Here is a 16,727-nt window from a genome sequence, read left to right as displayed (position 1 = left end):
TAGCTTATAATTTATAACTTTTAAACCCCTAAAAGACTTATGGGATTTTTTGATTTCATGACTGAGGATATCGCGATAGACCTTGGTACCGCTAATACTTTAATCATACATAATGATAAAGTCGTAATTGATAGTCCTTCAATTGTTGCCCGTGACAGGATCTCGGGTAAAATCATTGCTGTTGGTAAAGAAGCCAATTTGATGCAAGGAAAAACGCATGAAAACATTAAGACAATAAGACCTTTGAAAGATGGTGTAATTGCTGATTTTGATGCTTCAGAAAAGATGATCAGTCTGTTTATAAAAAGTATACCTGCGTTAAAAAAGAGAATGTTTACACCAGCACTCAGAATGGTGGTTTGTATTCCTTCAGGAATTACTGAAGTTGAAATGAGAGCGGTTAAAGAATCATGTGAGAGAGTAAACGGAAAGGAAGTTTATCTAATTCACGAGCCTATGGCAGCAGCTATTGGTATCGGTATTGATATTATGCAACCAAAAGGAAACATGATAGTAGATATCGGTGGTGGAACGACTGAAATTGCAGTAATTGCATTAGGCGGAATTGTCTGTGACAAGTCCGTAAAGATTGCTGGTGACGTTTTTACAAATGACATTGTATATTATATGCGTACCCAACACAATCTTTTTGTTGGAGAAAGTACTGCTGAAAAAATAAAAATACAAATAGGAGCAGCCATTGAAGACTTAGAAACTCCTCCAGAAGACATGTCTGTTCAAGGAAGAGATTTACTTACTGGTAAACCAAAACAAGTTGAAGTTTCCTATAGAGAAATAGCAAAAGCATTAGACAAATCAATTCAAAGAATTGAAGATGCTGTGATGGAAACTTTATCTCAAACTCCGCCTGAATTAGCTGCAGACATTTACAACACTGGTATTTATCTTGCAGGTGGAGGATCTATGTTGCGAGGACTAGACAAAAGAATCTCTCAAAAAACAGACTTACCTGTTTACATAGCTGAAGACCCTTTAAGAGCAGTAGTACGCGGAACAGGAATGGCTCTCAAAAATATTGCGAAATTTAAAAGTATCTTAATAAAATAAGGTTCTTATAATCTCGTAGATAGAGGAGTATCCTGAAATAAAATAATCCAAAAAAAGAATGCAGCAAATATTTAATTTTATATTCAAAAACAGTAGTAGACTACTGTTTTTGCTGTTATTATCGATATCGTTTTTGCTGACAATCCAAGCGCATTCTTATCATAAAAGTAAAATAATCAGTTCCGCTAATTTTTTAAGCGGGGGTGTTTACGAAAAAATCTACAATGTAGGAGAGTACTTGAATTTACGTACAGAAAATGAGTCCTTAGCTCTTGAGAACGCAAGGCTAAAAAGTATGTTGTTTAAAACCACAGACTCCGCAGCTATTAAAAACTTTGAGAATCTAAAGGTGCAATTGCCAGACGACGTATTAGTTTCAAAGGTAATTCACAACTCGTACAATGTTCATGAGAACTTTTTAACTTTAAATTCAGGTTCTTTGCTAGGCGTAAAACCAGACATGGGCGTTGTCAACAATTTAGGGCTAGTGGGAATAATCGATAAGACCTCCCCAAAGTATTCAACAGTTGTAAGTATTCTTAATGTTAGATCACGAATCAACGCCAAAATAAAAAAGTCCAACCATTTCGGATCTTTAGTATGGAATGCCAAAAGTACTGGTTTTGTTCAATTAATCGATGTCCCTAGGTTAGCAGCTATTAGAAAAGGTGACACCATAGTTACTGGAGGGCAATCTGTTATTTTTCCTGAGAATATCAATATCGGAACAATAGATAAAATTGAAATTGACAATCAAACACATTATTACACTATAAATGTTAAGCTTTTTAATGACATGACTAATTTAGGTCATGTTTACATAATAAAAAGCAAGGATAGAGAAGAACTTAATAATCTAGAAAAAACAACGAAAAATGAATAGCACATTGTTAGTCAATATTTCTCGGTTTATTTTGTTATTAACCATTCAAATTGTCATATTTAGTAATATGAATTTCTTAGGGTATATAATTCCGTTGCCATACATACTCTTTATAATACTATACCCCGTGAACGGAAACAGATCCGGTCTTCTCTTAGCCAGTTTTTTATTGGGCCTCACGATGGATTTTTTTTCTAATTCGGGAGGAACTCATGCAACAGCTTGCTTGATTTTGGCTTATGTACGACCAACACTATTTAAATTTTCTTTTGGTGTTAGTTATGAATATCAAACAATAAAATTAAATGATGTTTTGACCCCTGAACGTTTTTCATTTATACTAATGTCAGTTGTCATCCATCATGTTACGTTGTTTATTTTAGAAGCCTTCCAAATTAGTTTCTTTTGGGATATTCTATTGAGAACAGTCTTGAGTACAGCATTCACAATCATCACTTGTATTATAATAATATACCTGATTAAGCCCAATAAAAGATGAGAAAACTACTGCTGCCGTCTATGATTATTGTTGCAGCATTATTGCTAGTGATACGAATATTTTATTTGCAGGTCATAAACGACACTTTCAAGTTAAAATCAGACAATAACGCCATTAAAATAAAATATGACTATCCTGAACGAGGTTACATATACGATAGAAACGGAAAGCTGTTAGTTTCAAATCAAGCATCTTACGATATCATGGTAATTCCAAGGGAATTAAAAAATATCGATACTTTAGAATTTTGCCAATTACTGAACATTACCAAAGAGGACTATATAAAAACAATAGCTAAAGCTAAGGTATACAGTCCCCGTCTACCATCTGTTTTTTTACCCCAATTAAACAAAAGCGAATTTGCTGCTTTTCAAGAAAAAATAAGAAAATTCGAAGGCTTTTACGTTCAAAAGCGTTCGCTACGTGATTATGAAGTGGATTTTGGAGCGAACGTATTTGGTTTTATAACCCAGGTTAACGAGAAACTAATTGCTAAGAATCCTTACTATAATAGTGGTGATTTAATTGGCCAACAAGGAGTTGAAGAAAGTTACGAAGAAGTCTTGCGCGGAATAAAAGGTGTTAAATACTTTCAAAAAGACAAATACAATAGAGTAATAGGCTCTTACAAAGAGGGTAAATATGACACCATTGCCGTACAAGGAGAAGACATAAATCTAACACTTGATGCTGAACTCCAAAAATACGGGCAGCAATTAATGATCAATAAAAGAGGAGGAATAGTAGCAATTGAACCCAAAACAGGAGAAATATTAGCTTTAGTGACTGCTCCATCTTACGATCCTTCCATTCTGGTTGGAAGACAGCGATCTAGAAACTACACCCTTTTGTACTATGACTCCATTGCAAAACCACTTTACGACAGGGGATTATTAGCGGAATACCCCCCTGGCTCTCCGTTTAAGATACTAACAGGGTTAATAGGGTTGCAAGAAGGGGTTGTAGATCAGGAAACAACCTTTATGTGTCATCATGGTTTTAGTTACGCCAGAGGCCGATTTATGAAATGTCACGGTTTCGGTCCGCACAAATTAAATAACGGAATTTATAATTCCTGTAATACTTATTTTGCGAATGTCTATCTGAAAACTATAGCTAAATATGTAAAACCCTCTTATGCCGTTGATGTTTGGAGCGATCATGTAAAAAGCTTTGGACTAGGTGATTTTTTAGGATATGACTTGCCTACTGGTAAGAAAGGAAATATTCCAGATTCTAATACCTACAAGAAAATATATCCTAACGGCGGATGGAGAGGTACTACTATCATCTCAAATGCTATTGGTCAAGGGGAAGTTTTAATGACACCTATTCAATTAGCTAATATGATGGCAACTGTCGCTAATGAAGGCTATTATTATACTCCCCATATCATCAAAAAAATTAAGGGTACAAGCATAGATAAAAAGTTTACTGAAAAACATGTAACTACCATCGATAAAAAACACTTTAAACCCATGATAAGTGGCTTATTTGACGTTTATAATCTAGGAACGGCTAGCTCACTCCGTGTTGAGGGTATAGATATTGCCGGTAAAACAGGGACGGCCGAAAATTTTGCTAGAATTGGAGGAAAAAAAATTCAACTTAAGGATCACTCTATTTTTGTGGCTTTTGCCCCAAAAGATAATCCTAAAATTGCTATTGCCATTCTCGTGGAAAATGGGGGATTTGGAGCAACAATAGCGGGACCAATTGCCAGTTTGATGATTGAAAAATATCTTAGAAAAAAAATAACGCGAACCGATTTAGAAACGAGAGTTTTAAATATCAGTTTAAAAGATCGATATGCCATATTGGGAGGCATGAAGGAAGGAATTGATATAGAAAGTACTCCTAAAGACTCTACGGTTAAAAACAAAACGCAAAAAACAGAAATAGAGATAGTGATAGACTCTACTAAGCAAAATTAATAAGAGATTCATTTCAAATGAAAAACCAAAGCATAAAGAAAAACCTTGACTGGACTTGTATTATCATATACAGCGTATTAGTAATAATGGGCTGGTTGAACATATATTCCTCCTCATTATCTTCTATCGAGGATACATACCAGAAACAGTTTGCATTTATCCTATTAACTATTCCATTAATTTTTATTATTTTAGGTATTGACGGAAAATTTTATGAGAAATATGCAAGCATTATCTTTGTGATTTCTTTGTTATCACTAGCAGGATTGTTTCTGTTTGGAAAAACTATAGCAGGACAAAGATGTTGGTATGCACTCGGAAGTTTTACAATTCAACCCTCTGAATTTGCGAAAGCCGCTACATCATTAGCTATAGCCAAATATTTAAGTGACTCCCAAATAAACCTAAAGGAAGTCAACCGTCAAATACAAGCGCTTGCAATTGTATTTTTACCAGTCCTTCTTATTTTGCCGCAACCGGACCCAGGAAGCGCTTTAATATACAGTGTTTTCCTAGTTGTATTATATCGAGAAGGTCTACCTTCATGGTATATTTGGACAGGGTTCATCACCATTTTACTGTTTATGCTAACCCTTTTATTAGAGCCTCAATATGTAATACTGCTTGCGTTACTCATAATAACTATTGTTCATTTTAAATCTCGGCCGGCAGACCGGAACATCTTCTTAAGCGGTATTCTCTTTGCATTAATGTCAGGATTTGTTTTGTCTGTAAGCTATGTTTTCCAAAATGTCTTTAAACAACATCATCGCGATCGTTTTAATATCTTACTTGGTAAAACAGTAGATTTAAAAGGAATTGGATATAATACAAACCAATCTGAAATTGCAATCGGGTCTGGAGGATGGCTAGGTAAAGGTTTTCTTGAGGGTACGCAAACCAAAGGGGGATTTGTACCAGAGCAGCACACAGATTACATCTTTACCACCGTGGGTGAAGAATGGGGATTTGTAGGTTCTTTAGCTGTAATCGCTCTATTTGTTGGGTTGTTTCTTAGAGTAATTTACTTGTCGGAAAGACAAAAAACAAAATTCAGTAGGGTTTATGGCTATTGTGTTGCCGGTATATTATTTATCCATTTCTTTGTGAACATCGCCATGGTTATTGGCATTTTTCCAACCATTGGAGTTCCGCTACCTTTCTTTTCTTACGGGGGTTCCGGCTTGTGGGGCTTTACTATTTTACTATTTATCTTCCTAAAAATGGATGCCAATAAAGTAAATGAGTGGTAAGTAGAAATTATTACAACACACTATTAGTTTGAAAAATTTATTTACTAATAAATTCTCTCTTCTAAATTATTTTCGACTTTGAATTCCAAATTATAGAGAAAAGCGATTACTACATCATCAACATAATGGCAAAAAGAATTCAAAACCGAAAAAAAGACTAACTAATCAAACTTTCCAACGAGTATTTAACAGCAACTTTTTTAGCACTTGTTTTACAACAAGAAGAAAGTCACATCACATTTCCATTTCTATAACCGAGAAATTTTACAAAACTGCATTACTCTTTAACATCAAGTGCATCGCGTAACGCATTTCCCATCATCATAAAAGCTAAGGTTAAAAGCATTATAGCAACACCCGGCACCATAGCCAAATAGGGTTTACCAAGAATAATATAACTGTAATGATCCTTAATAATACTTCCCCAACTTGGTATTGGTGGTTGCGCACCTAAACCCAAAAAACTTAATCCACTCTCCACTAATATTGCTGAAGCAAAATTTGCTGCCGATATCACAATTACCGGCGCCATAATATTAGGTAAAATATGATTAAATATGATCCTGAAATCACCAAAACCCAGTGCTCGTGCAGCGGTAACATACTGCATTTCCTTAATACCGATAACCTGACCTCTAACTACACGCGCCACTTCGACCCACATTGTTAAGCCGACAGCAACAAAAACTTGCCAAAACCCTTTCCCAAGAGCCAAAGTAATCGCAATGACCAAAAGAAGTGTAGGTATGGACCAGATGATATTAACAAGCCACATAATTACGGCATCAACTTTACCACCAAAATAACCGCCAATTGACCCAAAAAAGATTCCGACAATTAAAGAAATCAAAACCGCTACAATCCCAATAGAGATTGACACTCTAGAACCGATTAACATTCTGCTTAATAAATCTCTTCCATACTTGTCAGTCCCTAGGTAAAACGTTCTTTTCTTGATCAAATCTTGCTCAACTGACGCGATAGATTGTTTTCCAAAAAAGGCTTCCAAATCAAGCTGTTTTATGATTTTTAATGAGGCCTCATCAGAATATTCAACATACTCGATAGTACTACCAATGATTTTATAACTTTCAATTGCAACTTCGGTAACTGTATTGGGAAAACCAAGAAAGTAATTTAAAAGTGATTTTTTGGGCTTCCGGTCTAATGGAATAGATAATATCTTTACACTAAAACCTGGTGGTTTAGAATGAATGGATAGATGCATCTGGTTTGCGTTTTCTGAATTATCGGGTGCGATTACGTATGCAAAAATAGAAACAAAAAGTAAAATCAAGATAAACCCAAAACTAAAAACGCCCCAAAAATTCTTTTTGAATTTATGGAGCGCAATAGCAGTTAAAGATTGTGTAGTATTATTCATTTAAAGAAGGCTATGCCTATGACTTAGCTAGTTTTTCTTTCTCCATTTTGGCTGGAAGGTCCTTTTTAAGTCCGGCTTTAGATTGCAAATCGTCTAAAACGTTTAACGCTTCTTCAACATAAACATCCTTAGATAAGGCTTCATGCCACCTGTCTCTTTTTTCTTTTAGAATACTGTCTTTGGTAGTTTCCACTAGCTCATAAGGTAGAGACGAAAACTGCAATGAATTTTTATATTTAGAAATAGGCTTATATTTTTTAGCTGCTTCCTCAATTGCACTTTGAGCTATCTTGAATTTCTTCATGTTCAGGCTATAAGTATTATCTTCACTACGACTATCAATCCATTTCGCATTTTCCTCTATCAATTTAAATTGCGAACTATGTTCAATTCGGCTTTTACTGTTCGATATCGCTTTGTTAAAATTAGCTGTTTTATCCCAAACACTATATTCAGCCGACTCAATTTTATCCCATGGCATTGCGTTATCTATATCACGTTCACCCATTTTCAAATAGGCATATCTGTCCGGCATCACAATATCGCTACTCACCCCTTCCAGCTGCGTTGAACCGCCATTAATTCTATAAAATTTTTGAGTAGTCGTCTTTAACGCACCTAGATCACCTACCTCACTATTTCGTACAAATTGATTTAAATCAATCACGTTTTGAACGGTTCCTTTACCGTACGTTTGTTTACTTCCAATGATAATTCCTCTCTTATAATCTTGAATCGCTGCAGCCAATATTTCTGAAGCCGAAGCTGAAAAACTGTTTACCATTATTACTAACGGACCATCCCATTCAATTTTTTTATCCCTATCGTAAAGCACCTCTTTTTTTCTTCCTGCAGACTTGATTTGCACAATTGGACCTTGTTCTATAAATAGTCCCGCAATATCTACAACAGTGGATAGTGATCCTCCGCCGTCATCGCGAACATCTAGTACAATACCACTTACACCTGCTTTTTTTAATCTTTCAACTTCTAAAGCAATGTCTTTTCCAGCATCCCTGCCGTCCTTATTTTCAAAATTAATATAAAATTTAGGCAAATAAATCACACCGTATTTTAATCCGTTTTTATTAACGACACTTGATTTGGCGTAGGTTTCTTCAATCTCAACAATATCCCTTATTATAGAAATAATTTTAATTGTTCCGTCAACTTTCTTAACGGTAAGACGTACTTCTGAACCTTTAGGACCCTTAATCTTTTTAACAACATCATCAAGACGCATCCCAACAACATCAACAGCAAGTTCATTACCTTGGGCTACTTTCATCACTTGATCTCCAGCTTCCAGCTGTTTTCCTCTCCAAGCAGGACCACCTGAAATAAGCTCAGAAATTTCCGTAAAATCATTTTTCTTTTGAAGACGTGCGCCAATTCCTTCTAATGTTCCACTCATGCTAACGTCAAAACGACTTTTTTCTTCGGGCGCAAAATAATTGGTGTGAGGATCAAAACGAGCCGTAATCGAGTTTACATATACTGAAAACCAGTCATCACGCTCTAAATCATTCATAAAACCAAAATATTCATCTAATGCTTTTTTAGCGTTTTCACGAGTCTCTTTTTCTAATTCTGCAAAAGTTTTAGATTTTCCACCCTCACCTAAATCGCTATCCTTTATTTTCTCTGGCCCGTTTTTGTTAATTTTTTCATTTTGTTCTGCAGTTGACAGGCTGTCTGCGCTTTTTTGATCAACTAAACCCTTACTTTTATCTTCTTGAACTTTCAAGCGATCTGTTAAGGAAGAAAGGGTTGATAATTTAATTTGTTTTCTCCATCTATCAGTAAGTTCCGCCACAGATTTAGTATACTGCGCTTTATCATAATCTGTATTAAAACTCTCATCTACTGCATAATCAAACGGAGTACTTAAAATTTCTTTATATATCTTCTTGCTTTCGTCCATTCTTTTCATCAAACGGTCATACGTAAGATTGAAGAAAGTCAAATCTTTATTCATCAATTGGTCATCCAATTCGGTTTCAAATTTTGAAAACTCATCAATATCTGACTGAAGGAAAAACCGTTTTGAAGGATCTAGGGCCTGAACGTAATCTTTATATATCCCTTTGGAAAATTCGTCGTCTATTGTCGCTGGATCATAATGCCCTTTCTCAATCACAAAAGTTAGTAATTCCAACAGCAACTTATCCTTATCAGGGTTAGAATCAACTCCTGATTTAATTTTAAATGCAAATAATGTCACCGACAACACGGTAACTACAAGAAGTATTTTATAATTCCTTTTCATAAAGTTAATAATTGTATTCATCCAAATTTTTGAACTAAAGTACGGTAAAAATTATGCCAACGTTTCCAAGAGCCACATAAATTTTTGTTAAAGATATAAATTGTTTTTTTTGTTTTGACTTTAATCTTTCAAGTTAATAATTTTTGTTTTCTTTGTTAGAAATATACTTGGCTGCCATAACTAATCTGAGTCTTTACAGCATGTTTATAACTTAAATCCAGCAACAAAAAAACATCCGATAATGAACATAGCTAAACCTTTAATACTAATTACTAATGATGATGGTGTTTCTGCCCCAGGACTCAGAGCATTAATTGCCGTAATGTCTGATATTGGCGAAATTATAGTTGTAGCACCTGATAAACCACAGAGCGCAATGGGGCATGCCATTACCACCAACAACACTTTATATTTAAACAAAATATCAAAGGAAAACGATGTAATTACGGAATACAGCTGCAGCGGAACTCCAGTCGATTGTGTAAAATTAGCTGTAAATGAAATCCTTAAAAGAAAACCAGACCTTTGCGTTTCTGGAGTCAATCACGGATCGAATTCTTCTATCAACGTAATTTATTCAGGAACGATGAGCGCCGCTGTCGAAGCAGGCATTGAGGGAATTCCCGCTATAGGATTTTCGTTGTTAGATTACGATTGGAATGCAGATTTTGAAACAATGAAACCTTTTATTCGAAAAATTACCTTAGAAGTTTTGGAAAATCATTTACCTCAGGGAGTAGTGTTGAATGTAAATTTTCCAAAACTGAAAAAAGAAAATATAAGAGGAATAAAAGTTTGTCGTCAAGCTAAAGCTATGTGGGTAGAAAAATTCGATATGCGACAAACTCCCCAGGGAAGAGATTATTACTGGCTAGCGGGCGAGTTCGTAAACCAAGATAAAGGAGAAGACACGGATGAGTGGGCTCTCGCAAACGGTTATGTATCCGTGGTGCCAGTACAATTCGATTTAACTGCGCATCATGCGTCACAGTTACTTAACACTTGGAAATGGAATGAATAAAATTGACAAAATAGTAGGGTTCGTAATCAGTCTTCTTCAGTGATTACTGGGCATTTACCTTTTTATTATATTATTTACCGACTTTGATTTATAGCTGTCGTGAAAACCTTTAGTTTTCAAGGTCCCCTTGGAAAATTAATCACCCCCGCCAGTATTCTTGACTTGATTATTTTTACTGTTTTATTGAAATTAAAAAAGAAGCCTATGGCACGCGGCATTCTTTTGGTGGTCATTTTTATAGCAATACTTACTTTGATTGTTTAAAACAACCAAATAGTTTGATTTCTGAATATTCAATAACTAATTTTGTTAGCACAAATAAAATTACAATTCACATCCTTAAGAAATGAAATACTACATTATAGCCGGAGAGGCATCGGGCGATTTGCATGGTTCTAACTTAATGAAAGCTTTATTTAAGGAAGATAATAATGCAGATATTCGCTTTTGGGGCGGTGATTTGATGCAAAATGCGGGTGGTATAATGGTGAAGCATTATCGAGAATTAGCCTTCATGGGATTTGTCGAAGTGCTATTTAATCTAAAAACAATCTTAGCTAACATCAAGATTTGCAAAAAAGACATTCTAGAGTTTGAACCCGACGTAATTATATTTATTGACTATCCTGGATTTAATATGCGTATTGCTAAGTGGGCGAAAGAACGCAGTATCCGGACACATTATTATATTTCCCCACAAATATGGGCTTGGAAAGAAAATAGGATTGTCGATATCAAACGCGATGTCGATAAAATGTATGTTATTTTACCTTTTGAAAAAAAAATCTACGAAGAGAAACATAATTTTCCAGTAGAATTTGTCGGTCATCCCTTAATTGACGCAATTCATAGCCAAGCTATAGTTGACCCAATTGTTTTTAAGGACGAAAATCAGTTAAATGAAAAACCAATCATCGCGTTACTTCCTGGCAGCCGAAAACAGGAAATCACAAAAATGCTTTCCGTGATGTTAAGTATTGTAGATGAATTTCCTGACTATCAATTTGTGATTGCGGGAGCCCCGAGTCAAGAATACTCTTTCTATGAAAAATTTATTTCTAATGGGAACATAAAATTCATATCGAATAAAACTTATGATTTATTGAAAATAGCAACCGCTGCTTTGGTCACTTCTGGAACAGCTACACTCGAAACTGCTCTTTTCAAGGTGCCTGAGGTAGTCTGCTACAAAGGCAGCTGGGCTTCTTACCAAATTGCAAAACGTATCATCACTCTAAAATATATTTCGCTTGTAAATCTAATCATGGACGAGGAAGTCGTGACCGAATTGATACAGGACGATTTCAACACAAGAAACATCAAGATGGAATTAGAAAAAATATTGGAACCTAGTCACCGTAAACAGCTTTTGCAAAAATATGACTTACTCGAAGCAAAACTTGGCGGAATTGGAGCTAGTGAAACAACCGCTAAACTAATAATCGCTGATTTAAAGTAATACGAAGATTGAACTCAACAAAAAACAACTATAACTTTTGAAGCCACTTTTATACATATTACTGTTGATTGCCGTTTTTACTTCCTGTAAACCTTCATCGGCGATGCTAACTTCTAAAGAGAAAACACCGGATAAAACCAGAAATAATTTAAGCTCAAGCAAAACAGACAAACTTATTGACGAAATAGTAGACTCGGCATCACAAAATATAGGGGTTAAATACAAAACTGCGGGAACAAGCAAGTCCGGATTTGATTGTTCGGGTTTAGTATACTCGACCTTTAGCCAGTTTGACATTAAACTTCCCCGAACTTCAATTGAGCAATCGAAAACAGGTACCGATTTCGGTAAAAAGACTGATGAGGCTAAAAAAGGAGATTTAATATTTTTCAAAACAAATAACAGATCTCAAATAAACCATGTTGGCATAGTGACTGAAGTCAATGATCAAGAGATAAAGTTCATACACACCTCCACTTCTAAAGGGGTAATTATTTCCTCTACCAAACAGCCCTATTATAAAAAAACATTTGCCCAGCTGAACCGAATTTTGGAATAAAAAAAATAAATTTTATCTTGTTAAAAAGCTGTACTTTAGAACTATGAAAGTACTGCAGTTCCCCTTAGCACGAATTACTATTGGTTTTGTACTGGGGCTACTACTCGCCTTTTACCTAAAACCCGAACTAACGACAATCTTTGGGTTGCTGTTGATTAGTCTTCTTTTCTTGGGGATTAGTTATTTTGCCCAGAAAAACACTTTTAGCACTAGCTTTTACTTTGGTTTGGCGACTTACATTGCCTCAGTTTTCGTGGGCATAACTACACAAATTGTACACACCGATTATTATCAAAAAGCAAATTATATCCACGAAAGAAGCTTTTTTGAGAAACCTCACCTTTTATCACTTGTCATCAGAGAGAAATTAAAAAGCACTAATTTTAATGACCGGTATATCGCTCTAATCAATCATATTGATAATAAGAAATGCTCTGGGAGGATACTTTTGAATGTTCGGAAAAACAGCTTGAAATATGAATTCGAAACCGGCGCTTCGCTACAGGTTAGAGGAGTTCCTTATGAAAACAAACCCCCAAATAATCCAAACCAATTTGATTATAGTGCCTATCTCGAAAAGAAACAAATTTACGCGCAACTGTACGCGGATAAAAAGTCGATCACCATTAGTCCCGACTATAAAAAAGACATCTGGTACTACAGTTCAAAACTAAGGACTTCTATCATCCATAATCTACAAAAAAGCAATTTCAACAAGACTGAACTGAACGTAGCCATCGCCTTAATAATGGGGCAGAAACAAGATGTTTCACCAGAAATCATCCAAGATTACCAATACGCTGGAGCAGTCCATATTTTGTCTGTGTCTGGGCTTCATGTTGGTTTTATTTTGCTCTTTATTAGCTTTTTGCTAAAACCGATTCCAAACAGCCCGAAGGGTTCATTTATAAAACTGACCATCATTCTAGCTTCCTTGTTCTCATTTGCATTAATCGCCGGTCTGGCGCCCTCTGTGGTCCGCTCAGTCACTATGTTTTCGTTTGTCGCAATTGGACAACATTTACGGAGAAGCGTCAATATATATCATACAATATTAGTTTCCGTTTTTCTCATTTTACTATTCCAACCTTCCTTTTTATTCGACGTGGGCTTTCAGCTGAGTTACATTGCTTTATTTTTTATAATTTGGTTCCAACCACTTCTTGCCTCCATCTGGTCGCCTAAAATAAAAACTTTTGAATATATGTGGGGAATACTTACCGTTTCATTCGCCGCACAAATAGGTACCTTACCCTTAAGCATCTACTACTTTCATCAGTTTCCTGGGCTGTTCTTTATAACAAACCTCGCCATTATACCATTACTGAGTGTCCTAATGATTTTAGGAGTATTGGTTATGGTTTTGGCTGCCTTTAACTTCGTTCCACTTTTTCTATCCAAGCCCTTGGAGTGGGGAATCTATCTGCTCAATAAAATAATCAATGTGATAGCGTCATTCGAACAATTCATAATACGCGACATTCCACTCAACATTTATTTGATGGTTAGTTCATATCTATTGATCCTAGCAGCAATTACTTGGTTTAAGAAACCAAGCTACGGCAAGCTCATGATCTTATTAATTTCTATCATGACTATTCAGTTTTCATACATCAAGACTCAATGGGTCAACAAAAACCAAAAAGAATGGATTCTTTTCAATTTTAAAAAAAACACTATGGTAGTAACCCGTGATGGTAAAAATGTAGTTCTGTATGCTCACGATAACGTCTTAAAAACTGCTAAAAGCAACAGTGTGCTGAATTCCTATTTAGTTGCTAATTTCAGTACATTGAAAGGGAAAGAGGAAATTAAAAATACCGCTTTTTTTAAAGACAACAAAATTCTTATTCTTGACAGTCTAGGAAACTACCCTAAGGATATAAAACCAGACATAATTATAATCACCCAGTCACCTAAAATAAATATGGACCGCATGTTACATCTCTTAAAACCGAAAGTCGTAGTGGCAGACGTCTCAAATTTCAAAATACTTCAAAAACATTGGAAAGCCAGTTGTGAAAAACAAAAAATCCCTTTTCACGCTGTCGCCGAAAAGGGATTCTTCAAACTAAATTAATAGTTTTATTTTCTATTAATAATTTTATTTGCAACTTCAAGCCAAGCCACAGGACCTCCGGCTACATAACCAGTATTTCCTAAGCCCTCAAAACTTACTTTGCCTTCTTTATCAGTCCCGTTTGCAAAATGAATTGTCGGGAATCCTTGAATACCGAAAGCTTGCTGTAATTCGCCGTTTTGTTTTTTTATTTCAGCCGTTTGTAATGTCCTTCTTGGGTAATCTAATTCGACAAGGATAACATTTTCAGTGGCCCATTTTGCAAATTCTGGTGTCAATAACACTTCTTTTTGCAGACGAATACACCATCCACACCAATCACTTCCGGTGAAGAACAATAATAACGGTTTATGCTCTTTACTTCCCAAAGAAATTGCCTCTTTAACATCAGTATGCCATTTGAGTTCTTGTGACTGGGCCGTAGCCAAACCAAAAAACAAAATGAATAATAAAAGTGTCTTTTTCATAAATCCTTATTTTTTATGCAATAACAAATATAATGCTAATTTTTTATTTTACACCGTGCATTAACTTTTTCATTACTGGACTCATTATAATTGAAAATAATCCAACAACAATTGAAATTGCAGTTAACATCCAAAAGAAATAACTCAATCCGTGTTCATTAGCTATTGTATCAATATTTTCTCCAAACTTACCAGCACCTTTCATACCAATTGCAACTGCTAGATACCACACTCCAAACATAAATGCAATCATCCTAGCGGGAACTAACTTACTCACATACGAAAGTCCTACCGGTGATATGCATAATTCACCCATGGTGTGGAAAAGATACACTAATATCAGCCAAATCATACTTACAGAAGCTGTCTTTGCTCCAGGCTCGATACCCATAGATCCGAAAGCTACACAGGCCATTCCAATAGCCAACAAAAACATCCCTATACCGTATTTCATATTTGCAGAAGGGTTGTATTTACTTTCCCACCACTTTGAAAACAAAGGAGCTAATGAAATTATAAATAAAGAGTTTAAGGTTGAGAACCAAGTTGCAGGGACTTCAGTAATTGCAACAGTCACTTTATCAATTTTCAATGCCTGAAGTGTACCGTCTGACAACGATAAATAACCCGCAGTATAAAAATCCTTGGTAATCATCCACAATGCGATGATCCAGATAATAAGAAAACTACAACCTAGAATGATATTTGCAATCCCATACTTTTTGAAAGTCTGCTTAAACAATAAAGATAAGACCCAAGTAATAATTGCCAAAGGAACAATAGTAATAAGTGTATTAATGATTAAGAAAAAAGTACTCCAATTTCCTTCCAAAACTCGATTGGTATAATCACTTGCAAAGATTGTCAAACTATTTGGTGATTGTTCAAAAATAGCCCAAAAGAAAATCGTCAAAAACGCAAAAAACGTAACCGCAATTAATTTATCTCTAGTAATTTTTGAATATTTAACCAAGCGAGTGACCAATAAAACTATAAACAAAAGTAAAGCCGAAACAATTGCAATGTTATTGCCATTTTCTCCCAGAAACCCGAAGATATTTACTTGACCATCCGAAATTTTAGAAGCAGGATCATTAATAATCCATAGTAATCCAAGAGTGCTGCATATCGCTATAATCCCTAACTCTAAGGAGGTAAAAGGGTTCCTTTTATCAGTATCTTCAGCATCAGCCTTGGCTTTACTCTCGGGTGTGGGTTTTAATCCAATATCACCAAAAATATTTTGCGACAGCCAAAATTGTAATGTGCCAAAAAACATAAAGATTCCCGCTAATCCAAAGCCATAACTCCACCCCACTTTTTCACCTAAATATCCACAAAGTAAAATACCGAAGAAAGCACCCGCATTTACACCCATGTAAAACAAAGTATATGCCCCGTCCTTTTTCTCAGGTCGATCTTTGTACATCTCAGAAACAATAGACGTCATATTCGGTTTAAAAAAACCATTCCCGAACACTAATAAAACTAAACCCAGATAGATTGAAAACTCTGTTTCCAATGCCATCGAAGCATGCCCAAGTGTCATTAAACCTGCCCCTACAACCACCGCCCATCTAAAACCGATGACTTTATCAGCAAAATAGCCTCCTAACATGGTTGATAAATATACCAATCCTACATACGATCCAAATAATGCAGAAGCATTTTCTCTTGTCCATTCCCATCCACCATCAATAGTTGAGGCAGTCAGAAACAAAATTAATAATGAACGCATTCCGTAGAATGAAAATCGTTCCCACATTTCTGTGAAGAATAAAACGAACAATCCTGCAGGATGCCCTAGCACCGTGCTTTTAAAAAACTGGTCTGTATTATTTTGACTCATTT

The 16,727-nt window shown here is 35.4% G+C and carries 13 protein-coding genes; 9 read left to right on the top strand and 4 right to left on the bottom strand.

The genetic code is table 11. The features are described from left to right. The first annotated feature begins 39 nt into the window (after window positions 1-39). Genes ACEN2H_RS05465 through rodA form a run of 5 tightly spaced genes read left to right on the top strand, consistent with a single transcriptional unit; the run spans window position 40 to window position 5,637 of the window. Window positions 40-1,068, top strand: coding sequence for a rod shape-determining protein (locus ACEN2H_RS05465; RefSeq protein ID WP_441731166.1), 1,029 nt, complete (start codon window positions 40-42; stop codon window positions 1,066-1,068). A gap of 58 nt (window positions 1,069-1,126) precedes the next feature. Continuing rightward, window positions 1,127-1,951 (top strand): rod shape-determining protein MreC, encoded by an 825-nt coding sequence (mreC, locus tag ACEN2H_RS05460; protein WP_441731164.1) that lies wholly within the window; start codon window positions 1,127-1,129, stop codon window positions 1,949-1,951. After that, on the top strand, window positions 1,944-2,450 hold the full coding sequence (locus ACEN2H_RS05455; protein ID WP_441731162.1) for a rod shape-determining protein MreD: 507 nt from the start codon (window positions 1,944-1,946) through the stop codon (window positions 2,448-2,450). Before mreC ends, ACEN2H_RS05455 begins: the two co-directional genes overlap by 8 nt. Further along, complete coding sequence (gene mrdA / locus ACEN2H_RS05450; RefSeq protein WP_441731160.1) at window positions 2,447-4,384, top strand: penicillin-binding protein 2; 1,938 nt, start codon at window positions 2,447-2,449, stop codon at window positions 4,382-4,384. Before ACEN2H_RS05455 ends, mrdA begins: the two co-directional genes overlap by 4 nt. A 17-nt stretch (window positions 4,385-4,401) precedes the next feature. Continuing rightward, entirely contained in the window at window positions 4,402-5,637 is a 1,236-nt protein-coding gene (rodA, locus tag ACEN2H_RS05445; RefSeq protein ID WP_441731158.1) for a rod shape-determining protein RodA, read from the top strand. 277 nt (window positions 5,638-5,914) lie between these two features. On the opposite strand, the gene ACEN2H_RS05440 is transcribed toward rodA, so the two are convergent. Further along, a complete protein-coding gene (locus ACEN2H_RS05440; protein ID WP_441731156.1) occupies window positions 5,915-7,021 on the bottom strand; it encodes an ABC transporter permease in 1,107 nt (368 codons plus the stop codon). A gap of 16 nt (window positions 7,022-7,037) precedes the next feature. Then, complete coding sequence (locus tag ACEN2H_RS05435; protein WP_441731154.1) at window positions 7,038-9,311, bottom strand: carboxy terminal-processing peptidase; 2,274 nt, start codon at window positions 9,309-9,311, stop codon at window positions 7,038-7,040. A 220-nt stretch (window positions 9,312-9,531) separates the two neighbouring features. Here ACEN2H_RS05435 and surE point away from each other — a divergent pair, with 220 nt between their 5' ends. From surE to ACEN2H_RS05415, 4 genes are all read left to right on the top strand, one after another. After that, complete coding sequence (gene surE, locus ACEN2H_RS05430) at window positions 9,532-10,311, top strand: 5'/3'-nucleotidase SurE (protein ID WP_441731152.1); 780 nt, start codon at window positions 9,532-9,534, stop codon at window positions 10,309-10,311. 346 nt (window positions 10,312-10,657) lie between these two features. After that, window positions 10,658-11,770 (top strand): lipid-A-disaccharide synthase, encoded by a 1,113-nt coding sequence (gene lpxB, locus ACEN2H_RS05425; protein ID WP_441731151.1) that lies wholly within the window; start codon window positions 10,658-10,660, stop codon window positions 11,768-11,770. A 37-nt stretch (window positions 11,771-11,807) separates the two neighbouring features. Beyond that, entirely contained in the window at window positions 11,808-12,329 is a 522-nt protein-coding gene (locus ACEN2H_RS05420) for a C40 family peptidase (RefSeq protein WP_441731149.1), read from the top strand. A gap of 43 nt (window positions 12,330-12,372) precedes the next feature. Further along, on the top strand, window positions 12,373-14,409 hold the full coding sequence (locus ACEN2H_RS05415; RefSeq protein ID WP_441731147.1) for a ComEC/Rec2 family competence protein: 2,037 nt from the start codon (window positions 12,373-12,375) through the stop codon (window positions 14,407-14,409). 5 nt (window positions 14,410-14,414) lie between these two features. On the opposite strand, the gene ACEN2H_RS05410 is transcribed toward ACEN2H_RS05415, so the two are convergent. Both ACEN2H_RS05410 and ACEN2H_RS05405 read right to left on the bottom strand, forming a co-directional pair. Continuing rightward, window positions 14,415-14,876, bottom strand: a complete 462-nt coding sequence (locus ACEN2H_RS05410; RefSeq protein WP_441731145.1) for a thioredoxin family protein — start codon at window positions 14,874-14,876, stop codon at window positions 14,415-14,417. A gap of 43 nt (window positions 14,877-14,919) precedes the next feature. Beyond that, window positions 14,920-16,725 (bottom strand): peptide MFS transporter, encoded by a 1,806-nt coding sequence (locus ACEN2H_RS05405; RefSeq protein WP_441731143.1) that lies wholly within the window; start codon window positions 16,723-16,725, stop codon window positions 14,920-14,922. Between the last annotated feature and the right edge of the window lie 2 nt (window positions 16,726-16,727).

The organism is Flavobacterium sp. W22_SRS_FP1, from assembly GCF_052113685.1.
Classification (GTDB): Bacteria; Bacteroidota; Bacteroidia; order Flavobacteriales; family Flavobacteriaceae; genus Flavobacterium.
The sequence above is the reverse complement of the archived record's forward strand: the minus strand, read 5'-3'. Positions and strand labels throughout refer to the sequence as shown.